Origin of the sequence: Amaricoccus sp., assembly GCF_017995835.1 — a bacterium.
Classification (GTDB): Bacteria; Pseudomonadota; Alphaproteobacteria; order Rhodobacterales; family Rhodobacteraceae; genus Amaricoccus.
The window spans coordinates 1-23556 of the sequence record NZ_JAGOID010000050.1 but is presented as its reverse complement, the minus strand read 5'-3'; the positions used below and the strand labels follow the sequence as shown (position 1 = coordinate 23556).

Sequence of the window (23556 nt, the reverse complement as noted above, 5' to 3'; positions counted from 1 at the left end):
TCGGCGACCAGTACCGCGCCACCGATTTCGTGTTCCCCGGCAAGGGCACGGTGACGCTGAAATTCGTCGGCGAGGACGGCGTGACCATCGAACGCGAGGTCTTCAAGGCCCCGGTCGGCGGCGTGACGATGGCGATGTACAACCTCGACCAGTCGATCATCGACTTCGCCCGCGCCTCGATGAACTACTCGCTGAACCTCGGCTGGCCGCTCTACCTCTCGACCAAGAACACCATCCTCAAGGCCTATGACGGCCGCTTCAAGGATCTGTTCCAGCAGGTGTTCGACGAGGAGTTCGCCGACGCCTTCAAGAAGAAGGGCATCACCTACGAGCACCGCCTGATCGACGACATGGTCGCCTCGGCGCTCAAGTGGTCGGGCGGCTACGTCTGGGCCTGCAAGAACTACGACGGCGACGTGCAGTCCGACACGGTGGCCCAGGGCTTCGGCTCGCTCGGCCTGATGACCTCGGTGCTGATGACGCCCGACGGCAAGACGGTCGAGGCCGAGGCGGCCCACGGCACGGTGACGCGCCACTACCGCCAGCACCAGAAGGGGCAGGAGACCTCCACCAACTCGGTGGCGTCGATCTACGCCTGGACGGGCGGGCTGAAGCACCGCGCCAAGCTCGACGACAACGCCGAACTCGCCCGCTTTGCCGAGACGCTGGAGAAGGTGACCGTGGCGACCGTCGAGGCCGGCGACATGACCAAGGACCTCGCGCTCCTCGTCGGCCCGGACCAGAAATGGCTGAGCACGACCGGCTTCCTCGACAAGGTCGACCAGAACCTCCAGAAGGCGCTCGGCTGACGCCGATGCGACCCGAGCCGGAGCGGGCGTCCCGGCACGGGGCGCTCGCCGACGCGCAGGGCGTGATCTTCGGGGCCTCGATGGGGGCGCTGGGGATCGCGTTCCTCGCGCATCTCGGGCTCGTCACCGGCCAGACCGCCGGCATCGCGCTGCTCGTCTCGATGGCGACCGGATGGCCGTTCGGTGTGGTGTTTCTCGCGCTCAACCTGCCGTTCATGTGGCTCGCCTGGACCCGCATGGGTCCGGGCTTCACCATCAAGACGCTGCTCTCGGTGGCGCTGGTCTCGCTCCTGACCGCGATGCAGCCGCGCCTCGTCAACTTCGGCCACGTCGATCAGGTCGCCGGCGCGGTGCTCGCCGGCATGATTTCCGGCGCGGGCCTGCTCGCGCTGTTCCGGCACGGGGCGAGCCTCGGCGGCATCGGCGTGCTCGGCGTCTGGCTCCAGGACCGAACCGGCTTCCGGGCCGGCTACACCCAGATGGTCGTGGACGCCGGCGTTTTTGTCGCCGCCCTCGTCATGCTGCCGCTACGCGCGGTCCTGCTGTCGCTCCTCGGGGCGATCGTGCTCAACGCCTGCATCGCCATAAACCATCGCCGCGACTGGTACGTGGCGATCTAGATCGTGTCACGCCTCAGGCGGCTGGGCGTTCCGCAGCTCCGCCCGGAACGTCTCGTAGACGATGGCGAGCAGGATCGGGCCGATGAACAGCCCGATCAGTCCGTAGGCGACGGTGCCGGCGATGACGCCGGCGAAGATCACCAGCGCCGGCGTGGACAGCGAGCGCCCGAGCATCAGCGGCTTCAGCGGCACGTCGAGAAACGCCACCGGAACGAACCAGGCCGTCATCGCCACCGCCGTCGTCGTGTCTTGCGTGAGCCAGGCCCAGGCGAGAAGCGGGATCGTCAGCGGAACGAGCCCGATCTGGACGATGGCGCAGATCAGGGCGGCGAGCGTCAGCAACCCTGCGCCCGGCACATGCGCGACGATCACGCCGGTCCCGAAGAACAACGCCTGTATCGCCGCGACGCCGATCACGCCGCGGGCGACGTTGCGCACCGTGCTGATTGCGACGTCGACGAAACGCGCGCCCCGCTCGCCGACGAAGCGGGTGGTGGCGCGCCGCAGCGCCGCGCCGAGGCTGTCGCCCGGGACGAGCAGGAAACCAGACAGCGCCACCGAGGCGAGGATCACGCCGGCGGTCTCGGCGAAATGCAGCGCCGGCCTCGCGGCGCGTTCGCCCGCCCCGAGGAGCAGGTGGCCATAGCGGCCGACGAAGCCCTCGAGATTGGTGGTGGCGAGCTCCCAGTTCGAGGACACCGCCTGACCCACGAGCGGCAGATCCAGCAGCCAGGACGGCGGGTCGGGCAGGGCGAAATCCGGCGAGCGCGCGTGCCCGGCGAGCCAGGCCGCCGATTCGGCGAGGCTGACCGTCAGCACCGCGAGCGGTCCGAGCGCCACCAGAAGCGCCGCCGCCGTGACCAGCCCGGCGCACACCCCCGGCCGCAGCCGGGTGCGGGCGCGCAGCCACAGGTAGGCCGGATGCGTCACCGCCGCGATCACCGCCGTCCACAGCGCCATGTGCAGGAACGGCCGAAAGAGATCGATCGCCAGCCACGCGAACAGCCCGAGCGCCGCGAGGTGGAGGGCGACGTCAACCGCCAGCCGCTCGGGGCTGCGCGGTGGCGGCAGAGGGGGCGGCGCGTCCTGGGGCATCGTGTCGGGCTGGCTGCGGGTCGCACCACATAAGGTGAGCCGCCCCCTCGTGGCAACGGCCCGCCTTGCCGCCGGGCGCTCGCGGGGCTAGTCGGGCGGCCATGCTGCGTTTCATCGTTCTCTCCATCGCGATCCTCGTCGGCGTCGCCTGGCTCACGCGCTCCACGCGGGCGCGGCAGGCGGTCTGGACGATCCTCGTCGTGCTGGCGGTCTATGCCGTGCTGAAGCTCACGGGCGTGATCGAGGATATCGCGCCGAGCCGGGCGCCGGTTTTGGGGTATCAACATACCCCAAACGCAGCCGACTGATCTGGAAGCGGAATTTCCGCGCTGGCACCGTTGACGCGCAAACGAATCTCCGCCATAAGCCGCGCCTGGCTGCGGATCGGCCGTTTCGCTGTCCGCCGGGAACACGCCGACACGAGAGGCATCCGATGAAGACCTTCAGCGCCAAGCCGGCGGACATCGACAAGAAGTGGATCCTGATCGACGCCGAGGGCGTCGTGCTCGGCCGCCTCGCGTCGCTCGTCGCCATGCGGCTGCGTGGCAAGCACAAGCCGTCGTTCACCCCCCACATGGACATGGGCGACAACGTCATCGTCATCAACGCCGACAAGGTGCAGCTGACGGGCAACAAGCGCGCCGACAAGCGCTACTACTGGCACACCGGCTACCCGGGCGGGATCAAGCACCGCACCGCCGGCCAGATCCTCGAGGGCAAGCACCCGGAGCGCGTGATCGAGAAGGCGGTGGAGCGGATGCTCCCCGGCGGGCCGCTGTCGCGCAAGCAGCTCGGCCACCTGAAGATCTATGCCGGCGGCGAGCACCCGCACGCCGCGCAGAGCCCCGTGGTCCTCGACCTCGCGGGCATGAACCCGAAGAACACCCGGAGCGCCTGATCATGGCCGACGTTCTCTCCTCGCTCGACCAGCTCAAGGACGCCGTCGGCGTCGCCACCCCCGCCGTCGAGGCCGCGCCCGTCCGCGAGCCGCAGCGCGACGCGCTCGGCCGCTCCTACGCCACCGGCAAGCGCAAGGACGCGGTCGCCCGCGTCTGGATCAAGCCGGGCTCCGGCAAGGTCACCGTCAACGGCAAGCCGATGAACGAGTATTTCGCCCGTCCGGTGCTGCAGATGGTCATCGGCCAGGCCTTCTCGGTCGCGGGCGTCGTCGGCGAGTTCGACGTGATGGCCACCGTGAAGGGCGGCGGCCTCTCGGGCCAGGCCGGGGCGGTCAAGCACGGCATCTCCCAGGCGTTGCAGCTCTACGAGCCGTCGCTCCGCGCGTCGCTCAAGGCCGCCGGGTTCCTCACCCGCGACAGCCGCGTCGTCGAGCGCAAGAAGTACGGCAAGCGCAAGGCGCGCCGGAGCTTCCAGTTCTCGAAGCGCTGATCGCCCTTCCGGACGATCCCTTCCCGGAAAACGGAACGGCCGCCCCGAGGGGCGGCCGCTTCCGTTCGTGCCCCGCAACCGGCGGGTTCTGCATGCGGATCATACCGGCGGGCTCATGAAACGACCCGCGGGCCTTTTTTGATCTTTAGCTTTTATCGTTTGTATTCAGGTAGTTACCATATCTATCACGCGTGTTAGCCCGTGTTGCGCCGGGTGGCTTGGCAGACTCGCCGGCATCAGAGGGGCAGGGCAGGTCGCGATCGCATCCCAAGAACAAGACCGGCCGCCCCGGAGGGCGGCCGGCTTTCGTCGTGGTTCCGCGGCAGCGGTGCGGCGGCCGCGCCGCCTCAGCTTGCCGCGGGCTGGGGCTGGGGCTGCGGGTCGGGCCCGACGTTCGGCGCGTCCTCGGCGCCGACGATGAGCGGCAGCATGGAGATCTGTCCGGTCTCCTCGTTCTGCGGCGAGCGCCAATCCAGCGTGTCGAAGGCGCCGCATTCGCCGCAAACCGGCGTCCAGACGGCATGGACGTGGTGGCACTTGCCGCAGACCCACTGCGGCCCCCGCGGCGCGGTGACGGCCTTGGCGAGCCAGCCGCGCACCACTGCGTCCGGCGCTCCCTGTCCACGCTCGATCGCCGCCATGATCGACAGGCTTCGTGTCGTCGGCTCGCTTTCGGCGAGGTCCCCGAGCGCCTTGCGCGCGCCGGGAAAGTCCTCGTCCGCGATCGCGAGCTCGGCGGCGAGGAGCCGGCTCTCGGCGCGGTTCGGGGCAGCCGCGGTCAGCGTCTCGAAGCGCCGGCGTCGGGCGGTCGGGGTCTCGTTCGTCTCCAGCGCCGCGAAGGCGGCGGCGAGGTCCGGGTGCTGGTCCTCGGCCCAGGCGCGGGTGAGCGCCTTCGTCGCCTTGCGGCTCGCCCCCTCCGCCGCATAGGCCTCGGCCGCGAGGGCCGCCGCCGGAACCAGCGTCGGCGCGAGCTTGTTGGCCTGCTTGGCCGCCGCGTGTCCACGCGCCGTGTCGCCCTCGGCGAGCGCCTTGCGGGCGTCGGCGAGCGACAGGATGGCGTCGCGCCGGACGCCGACGTCGCGCGGCATGTGCCGGGCGTGCATCAGCGCGTCGAGCGTCTCGCGCGCCCCGGCCCAGTCGCCGGCGGAGGATTGCAGCTCGAAGAGCGTGCCGAGCAGCGGCTTGTTGTCCGGCCGGAGCGCGAAAGCCTTCTTGGCCAGCGCCAGCGCCACGTCGTTCTGGCCTTCCTCGAGCTTCAGCCGCATGGCGCCGTTCATGCCGGCGAAGCGGCTGCGGTCGTCGGCGAGGAGGCTCGTGTAGCTGTCGAGCGCCTTCTTGCGGTCACCGGACATCTCGGCCGCCTGCGCCTTGACGAGCGCCGTCATCTCGCGCCGCCCGAGCAGCCGCTCGGCCTTCTGCGCCTTGCGCATCGCAAGATCGGGCTCGCCCGAGGCGAGGGCGAGCATGCTGGTCGACAGCGCGTCGACGCCGCGCTGCTGCCTTCCGCGGCTGAAGAAGCGGCTGAGCGCCGTCTCGTCGCCGAAGACGAAGCGGATCACCGCGACGATCAGCCCGACGACGTTGAGCAGGATCACCGCGGCGATCACCAGCACGATCAGCCAGACGACGAACCCGAGCGGGGTGACGGCGAACTCCCGGCCGCCGAACGAGATGGTGACCCCGCCGGGCGTGTCGAGCAGGAACGACGCCCCCCAGGCGAGCGCCGCGGCGACGACGACGAATACGGCGATCTTCAGCAAGGACCAGAGCATCGCGCGCCTCCCCTCAATTCGTCGCCGGAGCGCCGGCCTCGAGCGTGGCCAGTCCCGCCACCGCGTCGGCACGCTGCTGCGCGGCCGCGATCCAGCCTTCCAACGCCGCCTTGGCCTCGCTCGGCAGCTGCTGGGCCTGCGTCAGCGCCGCCGCCAGGTCGTCGCGCTTCAGCGCGTCCTCGACCCGCGACAGCACGGCGTCGGGGTCCATCCCCTCGCGCGGGGCCAGCGACCGGCCCGCGATCTGCGCGTCGAGGAAGGCGCGCGCGCGACCGATGAAGCCTTCGTTCGCCCCGGCCTCGATGCTGGCGCGGATGGCGGCATGGGCGGCCGGCCCGAAGCCGGCCCGCAGCTCGGCCGGCGTCTCGACCCCGTCCGCCGCGGCGCCCGCCAGTCCCTGAGGCACGCTGACGCCGGCCGCGGCGAGACGGTCGATCGCGGGCTGGAACGGCTCGCCGTCCGCGAGCGCCGCCCGAATCGCCGCGATGTCGGCCAGCGCCGCCGCCCGGTCGCGCGCCGCCGTGGCGTTTTCCTGGACGGTCGCGGCCTGCTGCTCGGCCTGGCTCGCGCGCGCTTCCGCAGCGGCGTTCGCCTCGTCGAAGCGCGCGCCGAGACCGGAGACGGATCCGGACAGGCGTCCGACCTCGGCCTTGAGGCCCTGCAACTCGGCCCGGTAGGTGTCGAGGCCCGCAGCTGCGTCGGCGCTCAGGCCGGAGGCGCCGGATTCGATCTGCTGCTTGAGCGTTGCAAGTTCGGTCGTGGCGCCAGCGAGCGCGGTTTCGAGCTTGCCGACGCGGTCTCCGACGTCCCCCGCCTCAGGCCGGGCCAGGTCCTGCCGTACGCCGTCGATCTGTGCGGCGATCTCGGACCGGAGAGCCGCAACAGCGCCTTCCGCGCGGGTCTCCATGGCGCTCGCGTCCGGCAGCGCCGCCATCTGGCCGCGCAGCCCCTCGACCTCGGTCTGGAGCGCGGCGATCCGCGTTTCCGCCTCGCTCGCGCCCGGCGTCAGCCAGGCGGAGACGCCGGACATGCCCGAGGGCAGCAGCGTGGCGATCCGGGGCGCAGCCCAGACTCCGATCCCGGCGCCGACGATGAGGAGCAGCAGCGTCGCAAGCGCCTTGGCGGCGAAGGACCAGCCCTCCTCGTGGAATTCCTCATCGACGACCACCGGTTCGGGACCAGCCGCCGCGGGCGGCGAGCCGTCGGCGGGTTCCGCCTCGCGTTCCGCCGGCGCGTCCGCGTCGCGGTCCTCGCCCCATGGCGACGGCGTGACCGACACATCCTCGGCGGTCGCGGATGGCACCTCGCCGGTCACGGAAGTCGCGGGCCAGGGCGATCCGGAGTCGACCACCTCGCCGACGGGCTCGCTCACCCCGGCCGGGGCCGCATCGCCGAGGGCGGGATCGAACTCGACCGGCGTCTCCGAATCCGGTTCGGGCGGGGTTTCGGCACGCTGCGCCTCCGGCGTGAACGGATCGGCTCCGGTCATCGTCGTCTCGTCGGCGGGAGCCACCCCGGCCTCGTCGGCGCCCGCCGGCGGGACGGCGCCCGTGGTCGGGCCCTCGGATTTCTTTCTCGCCATCTGTCCTTGCACCCCGCACACGCCCCGCCGCACCTGGCGTCCGCGAGGCTCCGGGCCCGGATACTAGGGGAAGCCCCCCGACGGAACAAGGCAGACCGCAGCCCTCAGAGCCCGGCCAGAGCAGTGATCATGCCGGTGCGGTCCGGCCGGGGCGCGATCACCCTCCGCCCGGGTTCGGGCGCATCGTGCGCCGCGTCGGCGTTGGCGCTGAGCGACACCAGCGTCATCTGCGAAAGCGGCCACGAGGCGGCCCGCGCCGCCGCCGCGAAGAGCGCGGCCGAGCGCGGCGAGAAGGCGGTCGCCACCTCGATGGCTCCCGCCGCGAGCAGCGTCGCCGCCTCGGGGGTCGGCGGGACCGCGACCTGGTCGTAAAGCTGGAGCGCCCGCGCCGGGAGGCCGGCCGCGGCAAGTCGTCCGACCAGATCCCCGGCGGCGTGGACGCCCCGGACATGCACCAGATCCCCGGCCCCCGGCCGGGCGCGGGCGAGCGCCAGCCGCGCCAGCGCCTCCACGTCGCCGCCCGCTGATTCCACCGCGAAGCCCGCGGTTCGCGCCGTCTCGGCGGTGATGTCGCCGACGCAGAGCGCGGGCAGGCCGCGCTCCGCGCTCATGGCGGCGAAGATCTCGACCCCGTTCGCCGACGAGAACAGCAGCGCCTGCGCGCCCGCGAGGTCGATCGGAGCCGCCCGCGGCGCGATGGCGAGGAACGGCGCGAGCAGCGGGTCGAACCGGCCGGGCAGGGCCGCCTCCAGCGCGGCGGCGAATGCCCGTCCCTGTGCGCCCGGTCGCGTGACCAGCAGCCTTCGCGCCATGCCCGGCAGGCCCCCTCACTTGCGCACTCCGAGCCACGGGTGCTACGCCCGGTCTCTACGCCACGCAACCGCGGAGTCCGTCCTGGAGCGCGAGATCCTCGTCCTCGGCCTCGAGAGCACCTGCGACGACACCGCCGCGGCGGTCGTGGCGGCGCGGCCGGGCGCGGCGGTCGGCCGCATTCTCGGCCGGACCGCGCGGGGTCAGCGCGACCTCCACGCCGGTTTCGGCGGCGTCGTGCCGGAGATCGCCGCCCGCGCCCATGCCGAGCGCCTCGACGTTGTGGCCGCCGGGGCGCTCGCCGACGCCGGCCTCGGCCTCGACGCGATCGACGCGGTCGCCGTGGCCGCCGGGCCCGGCCTGATCGGCGGCGTCCTCGCCGGCGTGATGTTCGCCAAGGGCCTCGCCGCCGGCCGCGGCCTGCCGCTCGTCGGCGTCAACCACCTCGCCGGGCACGCGCTGACGCCGCGGCTCGTCGAGGACCTGCCGTTTCCCTATCTCGTGCTCCTCGTCTCCGGCGGGCACTGCCAGTTCCTCGCGGTCGACGGGCCGGAGGCGTTCCGTCGCCTCGGCGGCACGATCGACGATGCGCCCGGCGAGGCCTTCGACAAGGTGGCCAAGTTGCTCGGCCTGCCCCAGCCGGGCGGACCGGAGGTCGAGGCCGAGGCTGCCCGGGGCGATCCCGCGCGCTTCGACCTGCCGCGCCCGCTTCTCGACCGCCCGGGCTGCGATCTGTCGTTCTCCGGGCTCAAGACCGCCACGCGCCGCGCCCGCGACCTGCTGGTCGGGGCGCAGGGCGGGTTGACCCGGGCCGACCGCGCCGACCTCTGCGCCGGTTTCCAGGCCGCCGTCGCCGAGACGCTGGCGGAAAAGTCGCGCCGCGCCCTCGCCGCCTTCGCCGCCGACCGGCCGGGCGCGCCCCTCGCCTTCGCCGTCGCCGGGGGCGTCGCCGCCAACGCCGCGATTCGCGCCGGCCTCGCCGCGGTCGCCGCCGAGGCCGGCGCGCGCTTCGTCGCGCCGCCGCTCGACCTCTGCGGCGACAACGGCGCCATCGTCGCCTGGGCCGCGGCCGAGCGCCTCGCGCTCCGCGGTCCCGACGACATGACGCTGGCGGCGCGGCCGCGCTGGCCGCTCGACGCCGCCGCGGCGCCGCTGCTCGGCTCGGGCCGCAAGGGAGCCAAGGCGTGATCGGGGTGATCGGCGCGGGGGCGTTCGGCTCGGCGCTTGCCGCCGTCGAGGCGGCGGCCGGCCGGAAGACCGTGCTCTGGGGTCGCCGCCCGCCCGAGCCGCCGCCGGGCGTCGAGGCCGCGACCGACCTCGGCGCGCTCGCCGGCGCCGAGGCGATCCTGCTCGTCGTGCCGGCGCAGGCGACCGGACCGTTCCTCGCCCGACACGGCGCGGACCTGCCGCCGGGCCCCCTCGTGCTCTGCGCCAAGGGCGTCGACGCCCGGAGCTTCCGCCTCCAGACCGAGATCGCCGCCGCCGCGCTGCCGGACAGGTCGCTCGCCGTGCTGACCGGCCCGGGCTTCGCCGCCGAGATCGCCCGCGGCCTGCCGACCGCGCTCACCCTGGCCTGCGCCGACGCGCAGCTCGGGCCGCGGCTCCAGCACGCGCTTTCCACGCCGCGCCTGCGGCTCTACCTCACCGACGACGTCGTCGGGGCCCAGCTCGGCGGCGCGATCAAGAACGTCGTCGCCATCGGCTGCGGCCTGATCGAGGGGGCGGGGCTCGGCCAGTCCGCCCGCGCGGCGCTGATGACCCGCGGCTTCGCCGAGATGACCCGCCTCGCCGCGGCGCTCGGCGGCCGAGCCGAGACGCTCGCCGGCCTCTCCGGCCTCGGCGACCTCGCGCTGACCTGCGGCTCGACGCTCTCGCGCAACTTCGCGCTCGGCCGGGCGCTCGGGGCCGGCCTGCCGCGACCCGAGGGCACCGTCGAAGGGGTTGCGACCGCGCGCGCCGCCTGCGAACTCGGGGCCCGCCACGGGGTCGAGCTGCCGATCGCCGCCGCGGTGGCCGACGTGCTCGACCGGCGCGCGACGCTCGCCGAGGCGATGGAAGCCCTGCTCGCCCGCCCCCTGAAGGAGGAATGAATGCCGCTCTTCGCCATCATCTGCGACGACAGGCCCGGGGGGCAGGAGATCCGCGCCGCCAACCGCGCCGCGCATCTCGACTATCTCCGCGACACCGGCGTCGTCGTGCTGGCCGGCCCGTTCCAGGACGACGCCGGCGGGATGACCGGCTCGCTTCTCGTCCTCGACGTGGCCGACCGCGCCGCGGCCGAAACCTGGGCGGCGGGAGATCCCTACGCCAGGGCCGGTCTTTTCGCCAGCGTCGCCATCCGTCCCTGGAAGAAGGTGGTGGGCTGACAGGGGCTGATCGAGGCGGCCTTGCGCCCGGTCGCGTCGCCTGCGACGGTCGCGGCCGTGCGGCAGGGAGGAGCGCCAAGATGGCCCGGTGGCTGTTCAAGTCCGAGCCCGAGACCTGGTCCTGGGACATGCAGGTGGCCCGGGGCGACGCCGGCCAGGAATGGGACGGGGTGCGCAACTTCCAGGCCCGCAACAACATGAGGGCGATGCGCAAGGGCGATCTCGGGTTCTTCTACCATTCGGGCGGCGAGCGGGCGATCGTCGGGGTCGTGGAGGTCGTCGCCGAGGCCCACCCGGATTCGACCGCCTCGGACGGCAAGTGGGACTGCGTCGACCTGCGCGCCGTCGCGCCCTTGCCGGCGCCCGTCACCCTCGACGCCTGCAAGGCGGAGCCGCGCCTCGCCGACATGGTGCTGGTGCGCAACTCCCGCCTCTCGGTCCAGCCGGTGAACGACGCGGAATGGACCGTCGTCTGCGAACTCGGCGGCTATCTCCGCTGACGGAACCGCCCGCGCCGCGCGGGCTGCGACTAGTAGAGCCCGCCGCTCGACAACGCGCCGGCCTTGGGCTTGCTCGGCAGCGCGCGGGTGGCGCCGCGCACCTGGACCCGCTCGATCTCGGTCGAGGCGTTCTCGCCCGCGGCGAAGAGCGGCACGTCCTCGCCCATGCGCCAGCCGCCGTCGACGGTCTGGGCGTAGGCGCCGACCGCGATGCGCTCCTGGCCGTCGCGCACGTATTCGGCCTGCACGCCGGCGCCGGAGGCGTCGTCGGACAGGCGCTGGCCGGAGCGACGGTCGACCTTGATCCAGTAGCCGCCCGGCGGCGCGTCCCACTTGACCGGCCCCTGTCCGGCCATCGCGACCTCGATGAACTCCTTGAAGATCGGCGCGCAGAGCGTGCCGCCAAAGGCGCTGTCGCCGAGCGAGCGCGGGTTGTCGTAGCCCATGAAGCACCCCGCAGCGATCCGCGGGGAGTAGCCGATGAACCAGACGTCCTTGGCGTCGTTCGTCGTGCCGGTCTTGCCGGCGAGGTTGAGGCCGAGCTTGCCGACGGTGTTGGCGCCGGTGCCGCGCGCGACGGCGCCCTGGAGCATCGAGGTGATCTGGAAGGCGGTGATCGGGTCCATGATCCGCTCGGCGTTCGCCCGCACGATCGGCTGGGCGGCGGCGGAGATGTCCGGTGCGACGCAGTCCTCGCAGGGGCGGGTGTCGTGGCGATAGATCGTGCGGCCGTAGCGGTCCTGCACCCGGTCGACCAGGGTCGGCGCGACCTGCAGGCCGCCGTTGGCGAACATCGCGTAGGCGGCGACCATGTCGAAGAGCGTCGTCTCGCCGGCGCCGAGCGAGTAGCTGAGGAGCTGCGGCATGTCGTCATAGACGCCGAACCGCTCGGCGTAGTCGGCGACGATGTCCATGCCGACCTGCTGGGCGATGCGGACGGTCATCAGGTTGCGCGACTGCTCGAGACCCGTGCGCATCGGCGCGGGGCCGTAGAACTTCTCGTTGGAGTTCTGCGGTCGCCACAACTCGCCGCCCGAGACCACCTCGATCGGCGCGTCGACCACGATCGTCGCCGGCGAGTAGCCGTTGTCGAGCGCGGCGGCGTAGACGAAGGGCTTGAAGGACGAGCCGGGCTGGCGCAGCGCCTGGGTGGCGCGGTTGAACACGCTCGACTGGTAGGAGAACCCGCCCTGCATGGCGAGCACGCGGCCGGTCTGCGTGTCCATCGCCATGAAGCCGCCCTGGATCTCGGGCACCTGCCGGTAGGACCAGCGCTTGCCGTCGCCGTCCTCGATCTCCTTGACGAGGACGACGTCGCCGACGTCCCAGGTGTCGTCGGGGCCGCGCGACTCGCGGAAGCGGACGCCATCCCGCAGGCGCGCCCACTGGACGTCGGCGAAGGAGAGAAAATGACCGTCCTCGTCCTCGGGCACGTCCTCGATGCCGATCCGGGCCGAGTTCTCGCCGATCGAGAGGATGACGGCGGCGTGCCAGCCTTCGATGTCGCGGGGAACCTGCGTCTCGGCGAGGGCCCTGCGCCAGTTCGCCTCGTCGGTCGGGTCGAAGCCGGTGGGAGCGACCTTGCCGGCGGGTCCGCGATAGACGCGGCGGTCGCGGTCGAACTTCTCCAGCCCGTCGCGCAGCGCCCGGGCGGCGGTGGCCTGCAACTCGGGATCGACCGTCGCGCGGATCGAGAGACCGCCGGTGAACAGCTCCTCGTCGCCGAGCGAGGCGGAGAGCTGGCGGCGGATCTCGTCGGTGAAGTAGTCGCGCGGCGGCATGGCCCGCCGCGCCGAGACGATGGCGCCGCTCTGGACCGTCACCAGATCCTCGGCCTTGGCGGCGTCGGCCTCGGCGCGGGTGACGTAGCCGTTGTCGGCCATCTGGTCGATGACGTAGTTCCGGCGGGCGATGGCGCGCTCCTTCTGGCGCACGGGGTGGAGGTTCGACGGCTCCTTGGGCAGCGCGGCGAGATAGGCGGTCTCGGCCAGCGTCAGCTCCTCGAGCGACTTGGCGAAATAGATCTGGGCCGCCGCGGTGACGCCGTAGCTGTTCTGACCGAGGAAAATCTCGTTGAGATAGAGTTCGAGGATCTTGTCCTTGGTCAGCGTCCCCTCGAGTCGCGTCGCCAGAATGATTTCCTTGATCTTGCGCTCGCCCGAGCGGTCGCCGGTCAGGAGGAAGTTCTTCATCACCTGCTGGGTGATCGTCGAGGCGCCGCGCAGCCGGTCGCCCTGGCTCGCCTGGTAAATGGCGGCGGCGATGCCCAGCGGATCGAAGCCGTGGTGGTGGTAGAAATTCTTGTCCTCGGCCGAGATGAAGGCGTTCCGGATCTGCTCGGGGATCTCGTCGACGGGGGTGAAGATGCGGCGCTCGCGGGCGAATTCGTCCATGAGCTTGCCCTCGCCGGAATAGATGCGGCTGAGCGTCGCCGGCTCGTAGCGGGCGAGCTGCGCGTGGTCGGGCAGATCGCGGCCGTAGATGTAGAACACCCCGGCAAGCACGCCGAGGGCCATGATGGAGCCGATCGCGAGCGAGCTGAAGAGAAAGCCGAAAAATCGCAGGACAAAGCGCAGCACGATTCGAGCCTCAGGGGTTTTGCGGGCAATCTACAGGCAGGGGGGCGAAAGGTCAAAAAACCATCCGTTACCGCCGCGGACCGCCTCCGACCGTCGCCGGCCGCTGCGTCCGTGTCGGCGGCAGGCAGGCGGACGTGGCGCCGTTCGCAACCGCGCCAGCCGGTGAAACCGCGGAAACGCTCGAATTCTTGGCACAAGCCGATTGTCACCGCAGGCCGTTCACGACTATGCTGCACGGATGGACCGCGCCGCGAGGCGCGACCCATGATCGTATTCGTCGCAGGCTCGCGGTATTTGGATGACACGAGACATGGTTATCCGCGAACCCGGCACATCGGCGACAGGCGCTTGCGCCAGACATGACCTTCCGGGGCGCGTGGCCCCGGGCCAGTACAAGGCGTCGCTTCCCGCGACCTGCGGGTGGGGCGCTGGAGTAGAACCGCGGTGAAACGCGCAGGATGCAGAACGAACGCGACGCCGGACCCGAAGCAGGGTCGGGCGCGTTCGGGCGTCGGGCGCGTCCGCCCAATTCCAACCAAACGAACGCACCCGCGGGCGGCTCTTGCCGAGCCGCCCCCGAGGCGCGTCCACGAAAGACGCCATGAGCAAGAAAATGCTGATCGACGCCACCCACGCGGAGGAAACCCGCGTGGTGGTGGTGGATGGAAACAAGGTTGAGGAGTTCGATTTCGAGTCGCTGAACAAGCGACAACTCGCCGGTAACATCTACCTCGCCAAGGTGACGCGCGTCGAGCCGTCGCTTCAGGCGGCCTTCGTCGACTACGGCGGGAACCGTCACGGCTTCCTCGCCTTCTCCGAAGTTCACCCGGACTACTACCAGATTCCCAAGGCCGACCGCGAGGCGCTCCTGCGCGAGGAAGCCGAGGCCGCCCGGCTGGAGGAGGAAGCTCTCGCCAAGCCGAAGTCCCGCGGCCGCGCGCGCGGCGGACGCAAGGCGTCCCAGCCCGCCGTGGTCGAGGCGCCGGTCGCGTCGGTCTCCGGGCCGGCCGAGGACGCAGCGGACGCGCCGGCCGAAGCCGCCGTCGATGTCGCCGCGGATGTCGCCGCCGAGGCCCCGGCGCCCGGGGCCGCCGCGGAGTTCGACGACGCTCCGCCCCCCAACGCCGCTTCGGGCGAGGTCGAGATCGACGTCCAGGAGGAGCCGGCCGAGGATTCCGGCGTGAGCGAGTACGAGAGCCTCGGCGGCGACGACGTCGCCGACGAGCGCGTCGCGCCACGCGCCAAGCCGCGGATGCGGCGCTACAAGATCCAGGAGGTCATCAAGGTCCGGCAGATCTTGCTGGTGCAGGTCGTGAAGGAGGAGCGCGGCAACAAGGGCGCGGCGCTCACCACCTACCTGAGCCTCGCGGGACGCTACTGCGTGCTGATGCCGAACACCGCCCGGGGCGGCGGGATCTCCCGCAAGATCACCAACGCCGCCGACCGCAAGAAGCTCAAGGAGATATCCTCCTCGATCACCGTGCCCGAGGGCGCGGGCCTGATCATCCGCACCGCCGGCGCGAGTCGCACCAAGACCGAGATCAAGCGCGACTACGAGTACCTCCTGCGCCAGTGGGAGCAGATCCGCGATCTCACGCTGAAGTCCATCGCCCCCGCCCCGATCTACGAGGAGGGCAGCCTCATCAAGCGGGCGATCCGCGACCTCTACAGCCGCGAGATGGACGAGATCCTCGTCGACGGCGAACGCGGCTACCGTGAGGCCAAGGACTACATGAAGATGCTCATGCCTTCGCACGCGAAGAACGTGAAGCATTACGCCGACCCGCTGCCGCTGTTCTCGCGCTTCCAGGTCGAGAGCTATCTCTCCGCGATGTTCAACCCGGTCGTCCAGCTGAAGTCCGGGGGCTACATCGTCATCGCTGTGACCGAGGCGCTGGTGGCGATCGACGTCAACTCGGGCCGGGCGACGCGCGAGTCCTCGATCGAGGACACCGCGCTCAAGACCAACCTCGAGGCGGCCGAGGAGGCGGCGCGGCAGATGCGGCTGCGCGACCTCGCCGGGCTCATCGTCATCGACTTCATCGACATGGAGGACCGCAAGAACAACGCGGCCGTCGAGAAGAAGCTGAAGGAGAAGCTGAAGAGCGACCGCGCCCGCATCCAGCTCGGGCGCATCTCGGGCTTCGGCCTCCTGGAGATGAGCCGGCAGCGCCTGCGCCCCGGCATGATCGAGGCGACGACGAAGTCCTGTGCGCATTGCCACGGGACCGGCCGCGTGCGTTCCGACGATTCGATGGCGCTGGCGCTCCTGCGCGAGGTCGAGGAGGAAGGCGTGCGCGAGCGCTCCAGGGAGGTGCTGATCGCCTGCCCGGTGGAGATCGCCAACTATCTCCTGAACCAGAAGCGCGAGCACATCGCGATGATCGAGGGCCGCTTCGGCCTCTCGGTGCGCATCGAGGGCGATCCTTCGCTGATCAGCCCGGACTACCGGCTGGAACGGTTCAAGACCGCTTCCCGCATCGTTCCGGCGGCGCCGGCCCTGAACCTGCCGAAGGTTGCCTATCCGGAGGCGGACGAGATCGAGGCCGACGTCGAGGCCGAGATCGAGGATGCCGAGGAGACCGCAGAGGAGACCGCCGCCGAGGCCGCCGGGTCGGAGGGGCGCAACGGCAAGCGTCGCCGTCGCCGTCGCCGTCGCGGCGGCCGGGGCGAGGGGGAGAACGGCGTCGACCGGACAGCCGAGACCGCCGGCGAGGGCGATGCGGAGAACGCCGCCGAGGCCGCGCCCGTCGCGGCGGCTGGGTCCGCCGAGGCGACCGAGGGCTCCGCCGAGCCGGAGACCGGGACCGAGAAACCCGCCCGCGGCCGGTCCCGGCGCCGGGTCCGCAGCCGCGACGTCGAGTCGGCCGAACAGGAGGACGCGGCCCCGACCGCGCCGCCGCCCTCTCCGTTCGGAGAGGTGATCGAGGCCGCGGAGCCGGAGTCGGAGATCGTCGAGGTCCCCGAAGCCAACGCGCCGCAGCGCCGCGGTCGCCCGCGGGCGCGCGCCGCGGTGATTCCGCCAACTCCGGCGGGCGCGACGGAGCCGGAGACGGAGCCGGTGACCGCGCCGGAGGCGCCACCCGCCGACGCCGCATCCGGCACGCCGGAGCCGGAGCCGGAGCCGGAGCAAGCCGCCACGCCCGCCGAGCCGGCGCCGACCGCATCGGCCGCGCCGGACGTGACCACGCCCATCGAGCCGGAGACGGCCGGTCCGGCCGAGCCCGAGAGGGTTCCCGAGCCGGCGACGACCGGATCGGAGGAGCCGGCGCCGGAGAACCCCAAGCGTCGCGGCTGGTGGTCGCGGGCGCTCGGCGGTTGACGACGCACCGTGGAGGGCGGCCCGACGGGGCCGCCCGCGGACCCGCAAACGGACGCTTCGCCCCATGCGCCTGAGCACGCGCCTCGCCCTCGCCGCCCTGCTGATAGCCGCTCCCGCCCTCGCCGCCGAGACCGGCGCCGGCGGACCGCCCGCCGATGGCCTCGCCGACATCCCCGTCGACGAGTGGACCGCCATGTCCGCCGGCCGCACCCTGACCTACACCATCGGCGGCGAACTCTGGGCGCTCGAGCGCTACGAGGCGGGCTCGAACCGCGTCGGCCTGCAATTCTACGACGGCACGTGTCTGCAAGGCGCCTGGGAATACACGAACTCGCTCTACTGCTTTCACTGGGAGGGTGAGGGCACGTCCTGCTTCCGCCACGCCCGGATGGGCGAGCAGATCCTGATTCTCGAGACCCGCGACGGCATCGAGACCGGAGCCCTGCAACTGATGTCCGGCGTCTCCGACGTCCCGCTCTCCTGCGGGCCCGAGGCGATCAGCTGAACCCGTCACGCCTGGCGCCCGGCGCCAGCCGGTCGAACCCGCCTGAATGCCTCGCGCATTAACGAGTCAATTCCGACTCTTTTGCTTGGCATATGCGTTGTGCATACGTCGTGCATGGAGTGTGCATCGAAGGATCCGCCGTAAACCCTTGACGCCGAAGTCTTCAGACGGAAGCCGTATCACGCCGGTGGAAGCACCGCGCCGGGGTTGAGGATGCCGAGCGGATCGAGGGCCTGCTTGATCGCGCGCATCGCCGCGAGTTTGGCCGGGTCGCCGTAGCGGGCCATGTCCTCGACCTTGATCCGGCCGACGCCGTGCTCGGCCGCGACGGAGCCGCAGAACTCGTGGACGAGATCGTGCACCACGCGCTTCACCGCGTCCTTTACCCCGTCGTAGTCGCCGCGTGGCCGGCCGGCGGCGGGAAAGACGTTGTAGTGCAGATTGCCGTCGCCGAGATGGCCGAAGCAGTTCACCCGCAGGCCCGGGTCGATCGCCGCAATCGCGGCGTCGGCGGCGGCGAGGAAATCCGGCAGCCGCCCCGGAGGCAGCGACACGTCATGGCTCGAGACGGAGCCGATCAGGCGGTTCGCCTCCGGGATGGTCTCGCGCACCGTCCAGAAGGCCCGGCGCTGCGCCTCGTTCTGCGCCACGAGGGCGTCGGTCGCGAGTCCCGCCTCCAGCGCGGCGGCGAGCGCCTCCTCGAGCCGCTCGCCAACCTCGGCGCCGGCCCCGTCGGCCGCCTCGGCAAGAACGATCCAGTCGGATGGCTCCGCCCGGGGGATCGCCACGTGCGGCATCGTCTCGGCGAGGAAGTCGAGCCCGCTGCGATGGACGAGCTCGAAGGCCGAGATCGCCTGGCCGAGCCGCGCGCGCAGGAGCGCGAGAAGCGCCAGCGCCTCCGCCGGGCCGGGAACGGGCGCCCAGGCGGCCGCCGTCTCCGCCGGCAGCGGGTAGAGCCGAAGGCTCGCGCCGGTGATGACGGCGAGCGTGCCTTCCGACCCGACCAGCAGGTGGCGCAGGTCGTAGCCGAGGTTGTCCTTGAGCACGTGGGAGAGCCCGTGCATCACGCTGCCGTCGGCCATCACCGCCTCGACGCCGAGGCAGAGATCGCGGGCATTGCCGTAGCGCAGGACGCCAACCCCGCCGGCGTTTGTGGCGAGAACCCCGCCGATCCGGGCCGAGCCCTCGGACGCGAGCGAGAGCGGGAACAGCCGGCCGCCGTCGCGCGCCGCCTCCTGCACGTCGGCGAGCACGCAGCCCGCGTCCACGACGGCGACCGCGCCGGTCGTGTCGATCTCACGGATGCGGTTCATCCGCTCGAGCGAGAGCAGGATTGGCGCCGGGCCCTCCATCGGCGTGTGCCCGCCGACAAGTCCGGTGCCGCCGCCGAAGGGGACGACGCCGACCCGGGCCTGCGCGGCGAGCCTCACGACGCGCGCGACCTCCTCCGTCGCGCCGGGAAGAACCACGGCGGCGACGCGCCCGTGTCGGCGGCCGCGCGGCTCCTCCAGGTGGTGCGGGTCCGGCGGGCGCACGGAGCCCGGCCCCAGCGCCGTCTCCAGCCGGGCGAGGAAGTCGGGGTCTGCTGCGTTCAACTCGGCCATGGTTCGGATGCCTGCAAGTTGGTTGTGCCGCTGCGGCGGTCGGCGCGCAGGTTGGCATAGAGGACGTGGTCGCGCCAGCGCCCGGCGATCTGCAGGTAGCCGACCGCCACCCCCTCGTGGACGAAGCCGGAGCGCTCCAGAAGCCCGCGCGATGCGACGTTCTCCGGCAGGCAGGCCGCCTCGATGCGGCCGAGGTCGAGCGCCTCGAAGGCGTGTCGCACGACGGCGTCCAGCGCCTCGGTCATGTAGCCCTGCCGGGCGAATGGCGCGCCGATCCAGTATCCGACCTGCGCCGACTGCGAGGGGCCTCGCCGGATGTTGTCGAGGGTGATTGCGCCGAGGAGCCGCGCGTCCGGCCGGCGCACGAGGAACAGCGCCAGGGCGCGGCCTTCGTCCCGCGCCCGTTGCGCCCAGTAGACCCGGGTGCGGAACGCCTTGCGGGTCAGGTGGTCGGCGGACCAGGTCGGCTCCCATGGCCGCAGGAAGGCTTCTCCGTCGCGGCGGAGCGTCGCCCAGGGCACATGGTCGGCCATCTCGGGCAGGCGCAGGACGAGACGGGGCGTCTCGATCGCGAGGCTGACGTGGCGACGGAACGTCAGCACGTCAGGCGGCCATCCTCCGGGCCAGCGCCGCATGGGACGGGGCCTTGCGGATCGGGCCGAGCAGCGCCACGGCCGGCGCGGCGCGGGCGACCAGCGTCTCGGCGAAGCCGCGCACGTCGTCCGCGGTCACGGCGGCGACGCGGGCGAGCGTCTCCTCGATCGGGAGGGGCCGTCCCCAGGTCGCCAGGGTGCGGGCGAGGCGCTCGGCGCGGCCGGCCGGGCTTTCGAGGTTCATCACGTGGCTCGCGGTGATCTGCGCGCGGGCCCGGTCGATCTCCGCGAGCGCGAAACCGTCGGCGGCACGGCGCAATTCGTCAATCGCGACCTCCTCGAGTTCGCGCAGCTTGTCGCCGCCCGTGCCGGCATAGATGGTGATGTGGCCGGTGTCCGCATAGGCGGCGCCATGGGCGCCGACCGTGTAGCAAAGGCCGCGTTTCTCGCGGATCTCCTGAAAGAGCCGCGAGGACATCCCGCCGCCGAGCGCGACCGTGTAGATTTGCGCGGCGTAGACCGCCGGGTCGCGCAGGGCCGGGGCCTCGAAGGCCATGGCGACATGGGCCTGTTCGAGCTTGCGCGACACGCGCCGCTCGCCGGGCGCGAAGCGGGCAGGGGTCACCTCCACGGCCGATCGTCGTTCCAGGCGGCCGAAATTGCGCTCCGCGGCGGCGATGAGCGCGTCGGGGTCGACGGCGCCCGCTGCGGCGATGATCAGCTGGTCCGGCCCGTAGCGCTCGGCGACGAAGCCCGCGAGGTCGTCGCGGCCGAAGGCCGAGACGCGCTCCGGCGCGCCGAGGATGCCGCGGCCGAAGGGTTGGTCGGGATAGGCGACTTCCTGAAGCCAGTCGAAGATCACGTCGTCCGGCGTGTCGAGGCTTATCCCGATCTCCTGCAGGATGACCCCGCGCTCGGTCTCGATGTCGGGCGCGTCGAAGAGCGGATGGAGCAGGATGTCGGCGAGGATGTCGACGGCGCGGCCCACGTCCGCCGCAAGCGTGCGGGCGTAGTAGGCGGTCATTTCCTTGCCGGTATAGGCGTTGATGTAGCCGCCGACGTCCTCGATCTCCTCGGCGATCTGGCGCGCCGTGCGCGAGGGCGTGCCCTTGAAGGCCATGTGCTCGAGGAAATGCGCGACGCCGTTCTGTTCCGCCCGCTCGTGGCGGCCGCCAGCGGCGACGTAGACGCCGACCGAGGCGGAGAGAAAGCCCGGCATCGGCTCGGCGACCACGCGCAGGCCGTTCGGGAGCGTGTGGAGTTGGGCGTTCATGCGAGTTCCCGCGTGATGAGGGCTTCGATGGAGGCGAGGTCGTTGGCGACGCGGGTCACGCGCTCAGGCCGGTCCATCAGGTCGGCCATGTGCGGCGGCAGGCCGGGCCGCAGGCCGCAGGACGCCTCGACCGCGTCGGGGAACTTGGCGGGATGGGCGGTGGCGAGGATGACCATCGGCGTCCTCGGGTCGCCGCGGCGCTGGCAGGCCGCGTGCACTCCGACGGCGGTGTGCGGGCAGATCACCATGCCGGTGGCGTCATGGACGGCGGCGATGGCGACGGCGGTCTCCTCCTCCGAGGCGCGGGCGCTGTCAAAATCGGCGCGCAGCCGGTCGAGCGCGCCCTGGCTGAGCGCGAAGCCGCCCTTGTCGCGCAGCTCCGCCATCAGCGTGGCGACGGCGGCGCCCTCGCGGTCGTAGAGCTCGAAGAGCAGCCGCTCGAAGTTGGAGCTGACCTGGATGTCCATCGACGGCGAGATCGAGGGCGTCACGCCCTCCTTGACGTGCCGTCCGGTCTCCAGCGTGCGATGGAGGATGTCGTTCCGGTTCGTCCCGATCACCAGCCGGTCGATCGGCAGGCCCATGCGCTTGGCCACATAGCCGGCGAAGACGTCGCCGAAGTTCCCGGTGGGGACCGAGAAGCTGACCTTGCGATGCGGCGCGCCGAGGGCGACGGCGGCGGTGAAGTAGTAGACCGTCTGCGCCAGCACCCGCGCCCAGTTGATCGAGTTCACGCCCGCAAGCCGCGCGCTCTCGCGGAAGGCGTGGTCGTTGAACATGTCCTTCACGCGCGCCTGCGCGTCGTCGAAGTCGCCCGCGATGGCGAGCGCGCGGACGTTCGCCTCGGCGGGCGTCGTCATCTGCCGGCGCTGCACGTCCGAGACCCGGCCATCGGGAAAGAGGATGAAGACGTCAACCCCCTCGCGGCCGCGGAAGGCCTCGATCGCCGCCGAGCCGGTGTCGCCGGAGGTCGCGCCGATGATGGTGATCCGCCGGCCCGACCGTTTCAGGCTCGCCTCGAAGAGCTGGCCGATGAGCTGCATCGCCACGTCCTTGAAGGCGAGCGTCGGCCCGTGGAAGAGCTCCATGATCCAGTCGTTCGGGCCGACCTGAACCAGCGGCGCGCGGGCGACATGATCGAAGCAGGCATAGGCCCGGGCGATGATGCCGCGGAATTCCGCATCCCCGAAGGCGTCGCCGACGAAGGGGCGCATCAGCCGGAACGCCGTTTCCTCGTAGGTGAAGCCGGCGAGGTCGGCGACCTCGTCGTGCGAGAGCGTGGGCCACGTCTCCGGCACATAGAGGCCGCCGTCGAGGGCGAGGCCCGCGAGCATCGCCTCCTCGAAGCCCAGTTTCGGCGCGGCGCCGCGGGTCGAGACGTAGCGCATTCCAGTTCCTTCAGACGGTGCGGCGCTTGATACGCCAAAGCAGATAGCCTGTCATCACTGCCCAGACCGCCGCCAATGAGAACCAGGTGATCGCATACTCCAGATGGTTGTTGGCGATGTTCACTCCGACTGGCAGCGGCTCGGGCCCGGCCGGGTCGTCGGTGGCGGATGCGACGATCATCAACGGCTCGGTCCCGAGCGCCGCGGCCATGGCGGGGACGTCGCGGGCAAGCCAGATGTTCTTTTCGAGGTCCGGCGGGCTGGTCCAGCCGTCCGTCTCGTCCGGCCAGAGCAGCGCGCCCTCGACGCGTATCCGCTCCGGCGGACGAGGCGCCTCCTTGTCGGCGATGGGAACGAAGCCGCGGTCAAGCAGCACCCTGCGCCCGTCCCCGAGCCGCAGCGGGGCGATGATCCGATAGCCGACGCCCCGGGGCGGGGCCGATGTGTAGACGTGAACCTCGCCCGGCTCCAGCGTGCCGGCGACGGCGACATGCAGATACTCGTGCTCGGCCTCGGCCGGGGAGGCCGGGACGTCGCTCGCGGGGGCGCTCATGCGCGCCTCCATCCCCGAAAGGATGGCGCGTTTCCATTCCAGGCGGTGCAGTTGCCACACGCCCAGACAAATCAGGATCGCCACGCCGGCGACGCCGAACGCCAGCGGCGCGATCATCCGGCGGGTCATCACACGGTCCGCGCGGCGAAGGCCGGCGCTCCGCTCCAGGTCATCTCCCAGCGGGCGCCTGGGCGGACGTTCTGGACGATCTGCGGCTCGAAGGCGACGAGGCAGGCGCCGCCGGCCTTGCGCACCGACGGATAGACGAGGCCCCGGGCCCCGCCGGCGCGCAGCTCGCGCGCCAGCGCCTGGCCAAGCGGGTAGGCCGTGTCGGGGTCGGAACCGAGACAGGGTGGCGACGGGCGCACGCCGCGCAGGTCGGGAAACGCGCCAACGAAATCGGCGACCAGCTCCACATAGGTGGCGGTCTCGTGCAGCCAGTCGGCGGCGATCAGTTCGCGCGTCTTGTGGCAGCCCACCTCCTCGATGGAGACGAGCGTCTCGGTCGCGCAGTACCAGGCGCCGCGCCGCTCGTCGTTGAAGCGGTTGCCGCCGGTGCGCGCATAGGAGAAGGCGGCGTTGACCGTGACGTCGCCCCAGGTGCGCAGCGCGCGCTCGCGGGCGCTGTAGGCAAGCTCGCGGGCGTCGAGATCGGGCAGGCCGCCGCGCTCGGCGGCGAGTCGCCCCGAGGTCAGCCCCTCGATCCGGGCGAGGCGGTCGAGATCGTCATCGCTGGCGACGAGCGGCGAGAGGACGGGGGGCTTGTGCCAGGAGCTGGCGATCAGGCGCACGGCGC

General features: G+C 71.8%; 22 protein-coding genes. 11 read left to right on the top strand and 11 right to left on the bottom strand.

The features are described from left to right. Together KBA23_RS09600 and KBA23_RS09595 are read left to right on the top strand one after the other, a co-directional pair. On the top strand, positions 1 to 809 hold an 809-nt coding region (locus KBA23_RS09600; RefSeq protein ID WP_290739969.1), incomplete at its 5' end, for an NADP-dependent isocitrate dehydrogenase. Positions 810 to 814: 5 nt separating this feature from the next. Beyond that, a complete protein-coding gene (locus KBA23_RS09595; protein ID WP_290739966.1) occupies positions 815 to 1429 on the top strand; it encodes a YitT family protein in 615 nt (204 codons plus the stop codon). Positions 1430 to 1435: 6 nt separating this feature from the next. Here KBA23_RS09595 and KBA23_RS09590 read toward each other — a convergent pair whose 3' ends face one another. After that, complete coding sequence (locus KBA23_RS09590; RefSeq protein WP_290739963.1) at positions 1436 to 2524, bottom strand: AI-2E family transporter; 1089 nt, start codon at positions 2522 to 2524, stop codon at positions 1436 to 1438. A 101-nt stretch (positions 2525 to 2625) separates the two neighbouring features. Between KBA23_RS09590 and KBA23_RS09585 the strand changes: the two genes are divergently transcribed. The 3 genes from KBA23_RS09585 (at position 2626) to rpsI (ending at position 3913) form a co-directional block, all read left to right on the top strand. After that, entirely contained in the window at positions 2626 to 2832 is a 207-nt protein-coding gene (locus tag KBA23_RS09585; RefSeq protein ID WP_290739960.1) for a hypothetical protein, read from the top strand. A gap of 125 nt (positions 2833 to 2957) precedes the next feature. After that, the gene (rplM, locus tag KBA23_RS09580; protein WP_290739957.1) at positions 2958 to 3422 is read left to right on the top strand and encodes a 50S ribosomal protein L13; all 465 of its coding nucleotides are present in this window, start codon (positions 2958 to 2960) and stop codon (positions 3420 to 3422) included. Positions 3423 to 3424: 2 nt separating this feature from the next. Further along, entirely contained in the window at positions 3425 to 3913 is a 489-nt protein-coding gene (rpsI, locus tag KBA23_RS09575; RefSeq protein ID WP_290739955.1) for a 30S ribosomal protein S9, read from the top strand. 347 nt (positions 3914 to 4260) lie between these two features. Here rpsI and KBA23_RS09570 read toward each other — a convergent pair whose 3' ends face one another. From KBA23_RS09570 to KBA23_RS09560, 3 genes are all read right to left on the bottom strand, one after another. Further along, positions 4261 to 5685 carry a heme biosynthesis HemY N-terminal domain-containing protein gene (locus KBA23_RS09570; RefSeq protein ID WP_290739951.1) on the bottom strand — a complete coding sequence of 475 codons (1425 nt, stop codon included), beginning with the start codon at positions 5683 to 5685 and terminating at the stop codon, positions 4261 to 4263. A gap of 13 nt (positions 5686 to 5698) precedes the next feature. Then, positions 5699 to 7267, bottom strand: a complete 1569-nt coding sequence (locus tag KBA23_RS09565) for a hypothetical protein (RefSeq protein WP_290739948.1) — start codon at positions 7265 to 7267, stop codon at positions 5699 to 5701. A gap of 104 nt (positions 7268 to 7371) precedes the next feature. After that, positions 7372 to 8079: a uroporphyrinogen-III synthase gene (locus tag KBA23_RS09560; protein WP_290739946.1), complete on the bottom strand. Its 708-nt coding sequence runs from the start codon at positions 8077 to 8079 to the stop codon at positions 7372 to 7374. A gap of 82 nt (positions 8080 to 8161) precedes the next feature. On the opposite strand from KBA23_RS09560, the gene tsaD reads away from it, so the two are divergent. The 4 genes from tsaD to KBA23_RS09540 all read left to right on the top strand — a co-directional run bounded on the left by tsaD (position 8162) and on the right by KBA23_RS09540 (position 10943). Beyond that, entirely contained in the window at positions 8162 to 9265 is a 1104-nt protein-coding gene (gene tsaD / locus KBA23_RS09555; protein WP_290739975.1) for a tRNA (adenosine(37)-N6)-threonylcarbamoyltransferase complex transferase subunit TsaD, read from the top strand. After that, a complete protein-coding gene (locus tag KBA23_RS09550) occupies positions 9262 to 10167 on the top strand; it encodes an NAD(P)H-dependent glycerol-3-phosphate dehydrogenase (protein WP_290739943.1) in 906 nt (301 codons plus the stop codon). Before tsaD ends, KBA23_RS09550 begins: the two co-directional genes overlap by 4 nt. Continuing rightward, entirely contained in the window at positions 10168 to 10443 is a 276-nt protein-coding gene (locus KBA23_RS09545) for a YciI family protein (protein WP_290739940.1), read from the top strand. 80 nt (positions 10444 to 10523) lie between these two features. After that, positions 10524 to 10943 (top strand): EVE domain-containing protein, encoded by a 420-nt coding sequence (locus tag KBA23_RS09540; protein ID WP_290739937.1) that lies wholly within the window; start codon positions 10524 to 10526, stop codon positions 10941 to 10943. Positions 10944 to 10972: 29 nt separating this feature from the next. Here KBA23_RS09540 and KBA23_RS09535 read toward each other — a convergent pair whose 3' ends face one another. After that, the gene (locus KBA23_RS09535; RefSeq protein WP_290739935.1) at positions 10973 to 13522 is read right to left on the bottom strand and encodes a penicillin-binding protein 1A; all 2550 of its coding nucleotides are present in this window, start codon (positions 13520 to 13522) and stop codon (positions 10973 to 10975) included. Between the two features lie 601 nt (positions 13523 to 14123). On the opposite strand from KBA23_RS09535, the gene KBA23_RS09530 reads away from it, so the two are divergent. Together KBA23_RS09530 and KBA23_RS09525 are read left to right on the top strand one after the other, a co-directional pair. Next, positions 14124 to 16844, top strand: a complete 2721-nt coding sequence (locus KBA23_RS09530; RefSeq protein WP_290739932.1) for an Rne/Rng family ribonuclease — start codon at positions 14124 to 14126, stop codon at positions 16842 to 16844. Positions 16845 to 16908: 64 nt separating this feature from the next. Continuing rightward, positions 16909 to 17349 carry a hypothetical protein gene (locus KBA23_RS09525; RefSeq protein WP_290739929.1) on the top strand — a complete coding sequence of 147 codons (441 nt, stop codon included), beginning with the start codon at positions 16909 to 16911 and terminating at the stop codon, positions 17347 to 17349. Between the two features lie 179 nt (positions 17350 to 17528). Here KBA23_RS09525 and KBA23_RS09520 read toward each other — a convergent pair whose 3' ends face one another. From KBA23_RS09520 to KBA23_RS09495, 6 genes are read right to left on the bottom strand one after another with little or no spacing between them, the layout of a single operon-like run. After that, on the bottom strand, positions 17529 to 18953 hold the full coding sequence (locus KBA23_RS09520) for an FAD-binding oxidoreductase (RefSeq protein WP_290739926.1): 1425 nt from the start codon (positions 18951 to 18953) through the stop codon (positions 17529 to 17531). After that, entirely contained in the window at positions 18941 to 19555 is a 615-nt protein-coding gene (locus tag KBA23_RS09515) for a GNAT family protein (protein ID WP_290739923.1), read from the bottom strand. Before KBA23_RS09515 ends, KBA23_RS09520 begins: the two co-directional genes overlap by 13 nt. Position 19556: 1 nt before the next feature. After that, the gene (locus tag KBA23_RS09510; RefSeq protein ID WP_290739919.1) at positions 19557 to 20819 is read right to left on the bottom strand and encodes a pitrilysin family protein; all 1263 of its coding nucleotides are present in this window, start codon (positions 20817 to 20819) and stop codon (positions 19557 to 19559) included. Continuing rightward, the gene (thrC, locus tag KBA23_RS09505) at positions 20816 to 22207 is read right to left on the bottom strand and encodes a threonine synthase (RefSeq protein ID WP_290739916.1); all 1392 of its coding nucleotides are present in this window, start codon (positions 22205 to 22207) and stop codon (positions 20816 to 20818) included. The genes KBA23_RS09510 and thrC overlap by 4 nt, the downstream gene beginning before the upstream one ends. Before the next feature lie 10 nt (positions 22208 to 22217). Continuing rightward, entirely contained in the window at positions 22218 to 22877 is a 660-nt protein-coding gene (locus KBA23_RS09500; RefSeq protein WP_290739914.1) for an SURF1 family protein, read from the bottom strand. An 11-nt stretch (positions 22878 to 22888) separates the two neighbouring features. Beyond that, the gene (locus tag KBA23_RS09495; protein ID WP_290739972.1) at positions 22889 to 23551 is read right to left on the bottom strand and encodes an RES family NAD+ phosphorylase; all 663 of its coding nucleotides are present in this window, start codon (positions 23549 to 23551) and stop codon (positions 22889 to 22891) included. Positions 23552 to 23556: the final 5 nt, after the last annotated feature.

Excerpts from the sequence above, each read along its gene's own strand:
- KBA23_RS09595 (WP_290739966.1), top strand. The coding sequence starts at position 815 with ATGCGACCCGAGCCGGAGCGGGCGTCCCGGCACGGGGCGCTCGCCGAC.
- KBA23_RS09590 (WP_290739963.1), bottom strand. The coding sequence starts at position 2,524 with ATGCCCCAGGACGCGCCGCCCCCTCTGCCGCCACCGCGCAGCCCCGAG.
- KBA23_RS09585 (WP_290739960.1), top strand. The coding sequence starts at position 2,626 with ATGCTGCGTTTCATCGTTCTCTCCATCGCGATCCTCGTCGGCGTCGCC.
- rplM (WP_290739957.1), top strand. The coding sequence starts at position 2,958 with ATGAAGACCTTCAGCGCCAAGCCGGCGGACATCGACAAGAAGTGGATC.
- rpsI (WP_290739955.1), top strand. The coding sequence starts at position 3,425 with ATGGCCGACGTTCTCTCCTCGCTCGACCAGCTCAAGGACGCCGTCGGC.
- KBA23_RS09570 (WP_290739951.1), bottom strand. The coding sequence starts at position 5,685 with ATGCTCTGGTCCTTGCTGAAGATCGCCGTATTCGTCGTCGTCGCCGCG.
- KBA23_RS09565 (WP_290739948.1), bottom strand. The coding sequence starts at position 7,267 with ATGGCGAGAAAGAAATCCGAGGGCCCGACCACGGGCGCCGTCCCGCCG.
- KBA23_RS09560 (WP_290739946.1), bottom strand. The coding sequence starts at position 8,079 with ATGGCGCGAAGGCTGCTGGTCACGCGACCGGGCGCACAGGGACGGGCA.
- KBA23_RS09545 (WP_290739940.1), top strand. The coding sequence starts at position 10,168 with ATGCCGCTCTTCGCCATCATCTGCGACGACAGGCCCGGGGGGCAGGAG.
- KBA23_RS09540 (WP_290739937.1), top strand. The coding sequence starts at position 10,524 with ATGGCCCGGTGGCTGTTCAAGTCCGAGCCCGAGACCTGGTCCTGGGAC.
- KBA23_RS09530 (WP_290739932.1), top strand. The coding sequence starts at position 14,124 with ATGAGCAAGAAAATGCTGATCGACGCCACCCACGCGGAGGAAACCCGC.
- KBA23_RS09525 (WP_290739929.1), top strand. The coding sequence starts at position 16,909 with ATGCGCCTGAGCACGCGCCTCGCCCTCGCCGCCCTGCTGATAGCCGCT.
- KBA23_RS09520 (WP_290739926.1), bottom strand. The coding sequence starts at position 18,953 with ATGGCCGAGTTGAACGCAGCAGACCCCGACTTCCTCGCCCGGCTGGAG.
- KBA23_RS09510 (WP_290739919.1), bottom strand. The coding sequence starts at position 20,819 with ATGAACGCCCAACTCCACACGCTCCCGAACGGCCTGCGCGTGGTCGCC.
- thrC (WP_290739916.1), bottom strand. The coding sequence starts at position 22,207 with ATGCGCTACGTCTCGACCCGCGGCGCCGCGCCGAAACTGGGCTTCGAG.
- KBA23_RS09500 (WP_290739914.1), bottom strand. The coding sequence starts at position 22,877 with ATGATCGCGCCGCTGGCGTTCGGCGTCGCCGGCGTGGCGATCCTGATT.